Here is a 10,871-nt window from a genome sequence, read left to right as displayed (position 1 = left end):
GTCGTCACTATGACTCTGAATTCAGAGATCAAGTTATGCTTATTTGTACAGCGCTTCACAACTTTAGGGTACAAAGCCCCTTTCGGGATTATAAGTCCTCGCATGTGTGGGCGCGAATAGTCAACTTTTTCTAATTAACTCTAATAATTGACATTAGTCTGAGTACATTTTTTGCAACAAAGTTTCTGCCAATTTACCTTGAGGCGTATAGTCTCTTGCCCGCTTCCCTTCTCCCATCGAACTCGAATAATTGGGATACCATTTCCATAAAAAACCACCTGCCCACCAATTTTTGCCTGCAAAGACTTCCAACAAAGCCTGAATGGCATTTGCCTGTGCTTGTTCATTAATGCCAGCTGATGCTCTGTTTTTCTCCAACACCCAAGTTTTCCCTGCACAACCATCCAAACTCAAATACCCAAATTCAGTAAACAAAATTGGCTTGTTCCACTTTTTTGCATACCCTTCTAATTTAGTTACAATAGGTTCCCAAGCCTCTTTTAAATCACAAACAGTAGGTGTTTTTTCAAAAGAAAGTGGAAAATAGGCATCTACACCGATATAATCCAAAGCATCCCAAAAGGTAATTTTATCATAATCATCCCAATTTGGAGCGTAGGTTAACTTACCATTATATACTTTTCTAATCGATTGGATTAATTGACGCCAGTACTTTGGTCGTTGTTCCGCAGAATGGCGAATTTCAGTTCCTATACACAACATATCCATTTCCATACTATCAGCTATAGCTGCCCATTTCAAGATAAAGGTGGCATAATTTTTTTCAAATTTCTTCCAATCTTTTTCTGTGTCGAATTTCAGTTCTCCAATCCACTGATCGTGCGTCCAAAGTTGAGGTTTAAGCATCACTTTAATTCCTTTATCGTGTGCATGATTTACGGTTGTGCAAATACCCTCAGGACGCTCTCCCCACCAACCTCCATTGGAAAAACCATGTATTTCAGGCTCATTCTTTTTGAAATATGCATAAGGCAATACCGCCACCCAGTCTGTTCCCAGCGCTTTTAGTGGTAATAAGGGGTCATTTGGAAAAGGATTAGGAGGCGCTACAAACGACATGCCTTTTATTTTGTTTGACAACAACCCTGATTGTATTGCGGCATCACAATTTTCTTGAGCAAAGGTATCTACGGATAACACTTCAGTTTCTTTATCTAGAGTAGACAAAGCACCTAATGTTAAACCAATTAAAAACAGCCCTCCTAATATTAAATAACGCATCTAATCTGCTCTTTTTATTCTCTTTTCAAAATGGACATTCTTACATTGATTGAGTACAATGTTGTTCCACATTAACTACTTAACAAAATTTCAAAATAATTCGCAACTTATTGATAAAGTCCTTTCAAAACCTCTTCTGTCATCTTACCCTGAGGTGTGTAATCATCCGAGCGATCTTGCGAACTAGCAGCCAAATCTGCATACCACTTCCATTGAAAACCACCTGCCCACCAATCTTCCTTTCCAAATATCTCCAGCAACGCTTGAGCGGCATTTGCCTGTGCCTGTTCGTTAATAGCAGCACTACTCCGATTCTTTTCCAACTCCCAAGTTTTATAAGCACAGCCATCCAAACTTAGATAGCCCCACTCTGTAAATAAAATAGGCTTATTCCACTTTGTTGAAAACGTTTTTAAACGTTCAAACGTTGGTTCCCATGCTGTTTTTAAATCACAAACCTTGGGAGTAGCATCTGGCAACAATGAGAAATAAGCATCTACACCTATATAATCTAATTTGTCCCAAAATGTAATTTGGTCGTATTCATCCCAATTTGGAGCATAAGTAATCGGACCACTATATATTTGGCGGATAGAATCAATTAAATTATTCCAATAAATTGGATGATTCATTGCGGATTCCTTGATCTCTGTTCCTATGCAAAAAATATCTACCTCTAGGTCTTCAGCAATGCCCGCCCAATAACAGATAAAACTTGTATAATCTGCGTGAAATTGATCCCATTCCTGTTGTGTTGGGTACTCCATATCACCAATCCACCCCTGCCAAGACCAAAGCTGTGGTTTCAGCATTGTTTTCATTCCTTGTGCAACCGCCAAATTATGACTGGTCGTTATCCCCACTTTAGTTTCTCCCCACCACCCACCAGCGGTTCCAGTCGTGTCAAATGAAATCGTTGCATTACTTTGGTCAAAAAAACCAAAGGGTAATAAAGCTACCCAGTTAATACCTAAAGCATTCATCTCTTCCATCGGGTCTTGAACAAATGGGTTGCGTGGAGCAGTTAAGGACATACCACAAACTTTAGCTTTTAGTAAGCCTTTCTGAACAGGAGCTTCACAAGTATCGACAGGTCGGCAGCCTATTGTACTTATTACGAATAGAAAGATAGAACTCAAAAATAATCTATTATACATAATATTAGAATTAAGAAAGTTACATAAGGCTTACAACCGAAGCCTGAGAAATGATACAAGATGGGGGCTTTTATTTTTATGTGTCCTCTTTCTAGTAATTCTATAGAGATTTAAAATATTTTCATTGCAAAAGCAATTCTTCACAAGAAGGTATTACTTTAGCAACCCAAAATACATCAATTTTAATCGCTTCATTATACAACATAAAATGGGAACAACAACGTATTTAGTTGTAATTATTTTTTTGGGTAGTTTGGTAAATTCTACTTTTGGTTTTGGTTTTGCTTTAACAACAGTTCCTTTGCTTTCTCTCTTTTTGGGACTCAATACACTTGGTCCCTTAATTCCTCTCCTATTTCTCACTTCAGGAATTCTTATCGTTTTTCAGGGCAGAAAGAATGTGCAATTCAAAAGTGTTATTCCGCTAGCTTTAGCTGCCACATTAATTATTCCAATTGGCGTTTATTTGAATAAATATGGTCCAGAAATGATTATGAAATTGATTTTAGGCATTTTTATTGTTATTTTTTCTATCTACAATCTAAAAACGCCTGTATTACCCAAACTCAATGATAATAAAACAGCTCCTATTTTTGGAGGACTTTCTGGGTTGTTCGCAGGAATATGTAATATTTCTGGTCCACCAGCAGTTATTTATGCAGCCCTACGACAATGGCAACCCAATATATTTAGAGTTACTTTGCAAGCTTATTTTTTATATGTAAATTGTATTGTTATCAGCAGCCATGTTTATATTCGATCTTATGATAATCCTAATATTGTACTTTATTACTTAATTGCACTTCCATCAATGCTTTTGGCCATACCTATTGGAAAAAAAATTAACCAGTCTATTAAGAGTCCCCAAAAATTCAATAAATATGTTTATGGACTCATGCTTTTTTCTGGAGTATTACTCATTGTTAAAAGTATCAACACGATTCTATAAATTATTCTTAATTACAACTCAGCTACCATCATGCAAAACTTAGGGCTTTTATACGATGAAGCTTTGAAAGCAAAAAAATTCAGAGCTTTGATTGACCAAAAAACAAAAATCATCCAAAAACATGGAAAAGCAGGTGTTCTATATTTATTACAAAAAGAAAACCTTGGCAACTGTTCCTTTTTAGAAGACGTAAAAGATGAAACTTGCCCATGGTTTCAATACAAACACGATAGCGCTGCTTCAGCTGTTACAAAAATTTGGTCTCCCCTAGACAAGTTGTTACCACAGTTTTTAGATCTTTTTAAAGCACGTTGCAAGTATATTTTGACAATTGAACAGCATAAAAATTGGCAACTAATTTACTTGATTGAAGCATTAATGGACAATGGAACTCCTTTTTATCTCTTTTACAATGGAGGCGCACCAATAGATGAGGCTGCTGAATTCGAGCGCCGCAGCATCAGCCAAAAGTATCAACATAACTTAGGTCTATTTTACCAAGTACATAACGGCTTTGGCGAACTATATAGAGAATCTGTATTGCCCTTCGATGAACTAAGCAAAATAAAAGTGGATGGTATTTTTTATTGGAGCTTTTTCGATTTTGTAAGCAAGGCAAGACAATGCATTAAGGCAAACGAACTCGTTTTGCCTAATCCAATTACTTATGACCATGATAAAGGTATTCTTCAAGCCTATCATCCCTTTTGGCAATTCTTAGACGAACGTTTGGCTTTGATTGATGAATAACAAATCGACCACCAATGAAATGGGTTGCAGATAAACAGAGATTAAATCGTAAAAAGCCAATCCAAGAAGAACAACAACAGAAGTTTTTTTCTTTTTTTTAAAGATTTTTTTTTGTTTCTTAGAACAATAAATCATAAATCAAGTTTATATATAGTAGAAACTATTAGCCTCCTATCTTGTCCTTTTTTTAGTTCCCCAATAATATTATCAATATATTTTTAATTAAGGGCTATATATATGTAGTAAAAATTATAAAATTCCCATGAGAATTGTATTTTAGCAAGATATTTGTGAAACCGTTGAATTAGGTAATTGCTGCCTATACGAACAAATATATTTTAACGCTTTTTTTTATTTAGTTTAAACTTTTAATGACATTATGAAAAACTTAATCATTTTATTTTTAGCTGCTATTTTCGTTATTTCATGTGATAATGATCCATGTAAAGACGTAGTTTGTGGTGACCAAGGTACTTGTACAGAAGGTATTTGTGTTTGTACAGAAGGATACGAGCAAGATGCTGCTGGGCTTTGTAACACAGAAATGCGTGCTAAATTCATCGGTAGCTGGGTTGTTTCTGATACTTGCACGAGATCAATTCCTGCAACATATACAGTAACTACAACGAATGCAAGTTCTAACATCAAGAACTTTAATATTGTTAACTTCTGGGACCAGTTTACAGGTGTAGTAGTTGCTGGTGTTACTTCTTCTACAGAATTCACTATTTCTCGCCAAGAGCCAGACAATGACAAATTCTTTGTAGAATCTATAGGTGCTGGTAGCATTAGTGGAAACACTATTACTATAAAGTATGTTGTTTCTGATGAAACAGATGCAAACAACATCAAGAGAGATACATGTATGTCTACTTGGGTAAAATAATAAGATACTTTTGCATTTAACTTATAGAGTTAAATCTCAAATAAAGACTGGTTACACGGCAGCGTGTAATCAGTTTTTTATTTTGTTCCATTTCATTTTCTTTCTAATCTATATCAACAATAGATTCTTGGCTTGCCCCAAGAACAAAAACCAAGATTTACGCTTTTACTCTGCCCAGACTTTTGTTTCTGTTGCACAAAACAACTCCTGATAACCCCAAAAATAAAAAGCAGAATAAGTTCCATTGGAACCTATCCTGCCATTATCATTAAGCGAATAAATTATGCCATTACAATAATTTATTTACCGCCCATTTTGCTTTTCTTTTTGTCTGTAGAAGTGGTACCTTCTCCAGATTTACTATCGCCACTCATTTTTCCTTTTTTACCGTCAACTGAAGCATCTTTTTCACCACTCATTTTTCCTTTCTTTCCAGTTGTTGGGGTTGGCTTAGTAGTAGTAGTTGGCTCATCATTGCCCCCTGTGGTAGTTGTTGTTGTAGTTGTTGTTCCACCTTGAGAACTTCCACCACCTGTAGTTGTTGTTGTCACAACAGTATTGCCACCTTCCGAAGCTTCAGCTCCTGCATTTTGCAATTCTGTCCAGTGAGCTTGTGCTGCTGCCAAAGCCTGTGCTTTACAAAGTTGCTCTTGCTCCATTTTAAAATCTGTTACCAATTGTTGGTAAGCTGTTTCTACTTTTTGTTCATCTGTTTGAGCATCATCAAATGCCATAAATGCACCAGCGCCTAAAAATGTAAGACACAATGCACCCACCTTATATAATCTTGTTTTTTTCATAATATTAGACTCGATTTTGGATTATTCAAATTATTATTCAAACTAGCTGTACTCTTACTAATTTGCCATTTTGATAGAATCTAAAGCTGCTGCTGTATATGCTGCCATATTAGATTCACAATCTGCTGCTGCCTCCTCTTGTAGCTCAACTTTAGCTTCATCAAACTTCTTTTGTGCTTCTGCTTGAATTTCTTCTGCGGACATTCCACCACCACAGCTAAAAAGAGTTGCAGATGCTAGCAAAACAGCAGAAAAACGTAATATATTCGTTTTCATGTAAAAACTTTTTTTAAAATTATTAAATATAATTAAGTACTCTAAATGTTCAATTACGCTCCTTTGATTTGGCAACCAAAGGATATAAGATGTTTTAATCTCTCATAAATGTCACTCAATGAAGTTAGACATTTTATTTTAAATAAAATCTTTTTTTTTTTACTTTTTTGAGACAATTAACATAGTAAAATAACAGTTTTTCAAACAAATTGTTCATTTAAAAGCTTTTTTACTTGGCTCAAATAACCAACAACCTGCTTGCGCTTACCTTGCAATATATGCAAAAGTTATGAACTTTAAACAAGGGATAAAGCAAACTTTTTAGATAAAACTAGCTTTAGCTTTCTTCTATATAAATATTCTTACTAATTTAGTATTGGGTCAACTATTAGCAACTTAACATTCTGGTACTCGGACGGAGACATTGATTGCCAAACCACCTTCCGACGTTTCCTTATATTTATCACTCATATCCAAAGCTGTTTCTTTCATGGTTTTAATAACGCTATCCAGGCTCACTTTTGCCTTAGTAGGATCGCTAGTTAAGGCTATTTGGCAAGCCGTCAATGCTTTCATCGCCCCCATTGTATTCCGTTCAATACAAGGCACCTGAACCAAACCACTAATTGGATCACAAGTTAACCCCAAATGATGTTCCATTGCGATTTCGGCAGCAATCAAAACTTGCTGAGGTGTTCCTCCCAAGCACTCCGTCAAACCAGCAGCTGCCATTGCAGAAGAAACGCCTATTTCTGCCTGACAACCTCCAAGCGCTGCCGATATTGTCGAGCCTTTTTTAAACAATGACCCAATTTCAGACGCGGTCAAAATAAATCGAATCACATCCTTATTGCCTCTGTTGGGATAAAAACACAAGTAAAACATCAGTACAGCTGGAATGACTCCTGCCGCTCCATTGGTTGGCGCTGTTACGACACGACCAAAAGCAGCATTTTCTTCGTTTACAGCCAAAGCAAAACAACTAATCCAATTGACTACATTGCTAAAACTTGGATTGACAACCTGAATCAAACGAATCCAATCATCTATATCTTTTGTTTGTACTCCATTTAGTAATTTATTATTAAAACGATAGGCTCTTCGCTCGACTTCTAAACCACCTGGCAAAATCCCTTCAGTATGACAACCTCTGTGAATACAAGCTTTCATAGTGTTCCATATTTCCAAAATTCCTTTTCTAATCTCCTTTCTAGATCTTAGACTTAGCTCATTTTTCATGACAATTTCAGAAATTGGCAAACCAGTTACTCCTACCCATTTCAACAAATCCTTCTCCGTCTGAATTAAATATGGAAAGTTCGGTTTTTCGGGTTCTTGATTTTCTTGTCGAACAGTGGGATCCCCTTCTTGTGTTACAAATCCCCCTCCTATAGAATAGTAGGTTTCCTCCATTCTCGTTTCATCCTCTAACACAGCGACAAAAGTTAATGCATTGGGATGCGCAGGAAGATTTTTGTAAATAAACTCAATGTTTTCTAACGGGATAAATGGGATATTATAAGAACGATTAATTCCCAAGAGACTGCTTTTATACACTTGCTCTATATATCGATCTATTTTTTTTGTTTTAATTGTTTTGGGGTTGTATCCCATCAAGCCCAACATTACCGCTATATCAGTTCCATGACCTTGACCTGTTTTAGCCAAGGAGCCATACAATTTAACACTAACGGTAATTATTTTTCGGTCACCAACCTTTTTTAAAAAGGATAAAGCCGCTACCCAAGGTCCCATTGTATGGGAACTCGAAGGCCCTACTCCTATTTTAAAAATATCAAAAACACTAATTTCTTCCATAGTAGTAAAAGGAGTAAATAAAATTGAGTTTTGTTATCAATAAAAATAGTCTACTAAAACCATGTTAGTCCTCCTCTATGTCAGAAGTAGCCAACTAACGATGTTCATTGAACTGATATTTGGTGAAAGTTCTATTCAAAGATAAAGTACCACATTGAAGAATACTAACAATAATTAAAAAAAAACACTATATTTTTTTAATTAAAAAAAGCACAAAAAAAAGTCTTCAAGAATACACCTTGAAGACTTTAAAAGAGCGAAAAACGAGATTCGAACTCGCGACCCCAACCTTGGCAAGGTTGTGCTCTACCAGCTGAGCTATTTTCGCTTATCATTTTCTGCGAGTGCAAATATAAGACACAATTTATTTTTTGACAAAATTTTTAAGCTATTTTTTTTATTTTTTTCATTTTTTTATCGACATTTAAGATAACCACATCAACCAACACTCCTGATTCTGCCCAAAAGGCAACGCCCCACATTACAAACATCACTTAACTTAACTTGTTGTATTCTAATATTTTCTTATTTTTAAAACGCAACAAATAATTTTAATATTACATGAAAAGCTACAGTACAACGTCTTTATTAATTTTTCTTGCCATTTTATTTTCTTTTCAGTCTAGTCAAGCACAAATTTCAGATTTCAACCTAACTTCCGTTAGCAACCTTCCCTATACTCAAGAATTAAACGACATTTGGGGATATGTAGATGCTACGGGGGTTGAGTATGCTTTGGTTGGTACTCGAACTGGAACTTCTATAGTGAGTTTGGCAAATCCTAATGCCCCTTCAGAAGTTTTGTTTATTCCTGGAGCCACCTCTATTTGGCGAGATCTAAAAACATGGGGTAATTTTGCCTACGTCACATCAGACCAAGGAAATGATGGTTTACTAATTATAGATTTGTCTCCTCTCCCAAGTGGCACCCCTAGTTATCAATTTTGGAGACCAGAACTCACCATTAACAGCTCAACAGACACCCTTAATAGAGCACATAACCTCTATATTGACGAGGGGGGATTTTGTTACATTGCAGGTAGCAATATCAGCACAGGAGAAACATTTATACTGGATGTACATACTACTCCTGGTAACCCTATACTATTAGGTGCAACCTCTCCTGTTTACGCGCACGATGCCTATGCTAGAGGGGATACGCTTTGGACTTCTGATATTAATAATGGTACGTTTTCTGTATACGATGTTAGTAATAAGAACGCTCCTGTCATCTTAGGCAACCAAACAACACCTCGAAACTTTGCACACAACGCATGGATTTCGGATGATGGGAATGCACTCTTTACCACTGATGAAAAATCTAATGCTTGGGTCGCGTCTTTTAATGTTTCAGACTTAGGCAATATCAAAGAATTGGACCGATATAGAACGCCTACTCCCAATACAATTCCTCATAATACACACACGTACAACGATTATTTAGTTACCTCTTATTATACCGACGGTCTTATTATTATTGACGCTAGTCGTCCCGACAACTTGATTGAGGTAGGACGCTATGATACTTATAACTTAAGTCCTGAAACTGGTTTCTTTGGTGCTTGGGGTGCTTACCCTTATTTGCCTTCTGGCTTAGTACTCGTCTCTGATATTAATACAGGACTGCATGTTCTACAACCCAACTATCAACGTGCCTGCTGGTTGGAAGGAATTGTTACTGATCAAGCAACATCTAGCGTTCTATTCGATGTAGATGTCCAAATTTTAAATACACATTCTAACGACGCGACCGATTTCATGGGCACCTATAAAACTGGAATGGGAATAGCTGGAACATACGATGTAGAATTCAAAAAAGCTGGCTATATTCCTCAGACGATTTCGGTTACTCTAACCAATGGAATTGTAACTACACAAAATGTACAGTTGGTTCCCGCCACAGCCTTTACTTTAACAGGTCAAGTCGTAGATAGTATCAATCCTAGTATTGGTCTTTCAAATGCTATTGTCAACCTACAAAGTTCGCTTTATGAGTATACCACTACAGCAGATGCTAATGGTAATTTTAGTGTTACGATTTATCCCGACAACGACTATAAAGTTATAGCTGGAAAATGGGGGCATCATGCCAAACTTTTTGAGTTAGTTGCTTTGGATTCTACTGCGATTCCTGCCCAAGTTTATCCTTTGCGAAGAGGCTATAAAGATGAATTTGTTCTAGATTATAGGTGGTCAGAATTTGGAAACGCTACTTCTGGAAAATGGGAACGCGGTATCCCTGCTCCTTTGTCTACTTGGCAAGGTAGTGTACTTCCTGAAGAAGGTGATTTAACGGGTGATATTGGAGCATATTGCCTAATCACAGGTAATAATGGGAATGGCATACATGGTGCAGATGACGTAGACAATGGTGCTACAACGATTGTTTCTCCTATCATGGATTTAAGTGGTATAACAAATCCTATTCTAAACTACCACTATTTCTTTAACGTCAACTGGCCTCCAAGTGGAACGGACTCTTTTACGGTTTATATAACCAATGGTACAGACACCGCTATACTTGCTAGTAGCACTGCTCCACAATACAGTTGGTCTGCTAAGCAATCTATTTCTATTGCTGACTACATCAGCCTAACTAACACAATGCGTGTTTATTTTCAAGTAAATGATGCTAGTGGAACTGCTTTAGAGGCGCTTGTCGATTTATTCGAAATCTCAGACTCCAATGCGACATCTGTCCATGTTCTTCCTACTCAAGATATTAATGTTAACTATTATCCAAACCCATTCAAACAAAGCATTCAACTTGATTATGAAATAGATAATAATAATCTTCAAAATATTTCATTAGAAGTATACAATACTTTAGGACAAATAGTTGAAAGACAAATATTGCCTCCTGTCTCTAGTCAGTTAAACCTAGGGAGACACTGGGAAGCAGGCATATACTTTATAAAAATAGGTAACAAAACAATCAAAGTCATTAAATCAGAATCATAGTACCGTTCATTTATTAACACAAGGAATGGATA

General features: G+C 36.4%; 9 protein-coding genes and 1 tRNA gene. 4 read left to right on the top strand and 6 right to left on the bottom strand.

The genetic code is table 11. The annotated features are described in order from the left end of the window. Positions 1-153: 153 nt before the first annotated feature. Together CG11_RS24630 and CG11_RS24625 are read right to left on the bottom strand one after the other, a co-directional pair. Complete coding sequence (locus CG11_RS24630) at positions 154-1,242, bottom strand: hypothetical protein (protein WP_052599623.1); 1,089 nt, start codon at positions 1,240-1,242, stop codon at positions 154-156. Positions 1,243-1,349: 107 nt separating this feature from the next. Beyond that, positions 1,350-2,399 carry a hypothetical protein gene (locus CG11_RS24625; protein ID WP_156039890.1) on the bottom strand — a complete coding sequence of 350 codons (1,050 nt, stop codon included), beginning with the start codon at positions 2,397-2,399 and terminating at the stop codon, positions 1,350-1,352. Positions 2,400-2,523: 124 nt separating this feature from the next. Between CG11_RS24625 and CG11_RS24620 the strand changes: the two genes are divergently transcribed. The 3 genes from CG11_RS24620 to CG11_RS24610 all read left to right on the top strand — a co-directional run bounded on the left by CG11_RS24620 (position 2,524) and on the right by CG11_RS24610 (position 4,984). Next, a complete protein-coding gene (locus CG11_RS24620; RefSeq protein ID WP_156039889.1) occupies positions 2,524-3,348 on the top strand; it encodes a sulfite exporter TauE/SafE family protein in 825 nt (274 codons plus the stop codon). A gap of 30 nt (positions 3,349-3,378) precedes the next feature. Beyond that, positions 3,379-4,098: a hypothetical protein gene (locus CG11_RS24615; RefSeq protein WP_052599616.1), complete on the top strand. Its 720-nt coding sequence runs from the start codon at positions 3,379-3,381 to the stop codon at positions 4,096-4,098. Positions 4,099-4,477: 379 nt separating this feature from the next. Beyond that, positions 4,478-4,984, top strand: coding sequence for a hypothetical protein (locus tag CG11_RS24610; RefSeq protein WP_052599614.1), 507 nt, complete (start codon positions 4,478-4,480; stop codon positions 4,982-4,984). A 299-nt stretch (positions 4,985-5,283) separates the two neighbouring features. On the opposite strand, the gene CG11_RS24605 is transcribed toward CG11_RS24610, so the two are convergent. From CG11_RS24605 to CG11_RS24590, 4 genes are all read right to left on the bottom strand, one after another. Next, on the bottom strand, positions 5,284-5,784 hold the full coding sequence (locus CG11_RS24605; protein ID WP_052599612.1) for a hypothetical protein: 501 nt from the start codon (positions 5,782-5,784) through the stop codon (positions 5,284-5,286). A 57-nt stretch (positions 5,785-5,841) separates the two neighbouring features. After that, positions 5,842-6,060: a hypothetical protein gene (locus tag CG11_RS24600; protein ID WP_052599609.1), complete on the bottom strand. Its 219-nt coding sequence runs from the start codon at positions 6,058-6,060 to the stop codon at positions 5,842-5,844. 396 nt (positions 6,061-6,456) lie between these two features. Then, positions 6,457-7,878, bottom strand: coding sequence for an L-serine ammonia-lyase (locus CG11_RS24595; protein WP_052599606.1), 1,422 nt, complete (start codon positions 7,876-7,878; stop codon positions 6,457-6,459). A gap of 255 nt (positions 7,879-8,133) precedes the next feature. Further along, positions 8,134-8,206 (bottom strand) — tRNA-Gly (locus CG11_RS24590). A gap of 233 nt (positions 8,207-8,439) precedes the next feature. Between CG11_RS24590 and CG11_RS24585 the strand changes: the two genes are divergently transcribed. Further along, positions 8,440-10,839: a choice-of-anchor B family protein gene (locus tag CG11_RS24585; RefSeq protein WP_052599603.1), complete on the top strand. Its 2,400-nt coding sequence runs from the start codon at positions 8,440-8,442 to the stop codon at positions 10,837-10,839. Positions 10,840-10,871: the final 32 nt, after the last annotated feature.

It is taken from the genome of Aureispira sp. CCB-QB1 (assembly GCF_000724545.1).
GTDB lineage: Bacteria > Bacteroidota > Bacteroidia > Chitinophagales > Saprospiraceae > Aureispira.
This window is presented reverse-complemented; position numbering and strand designations above follow the sequence as displayed.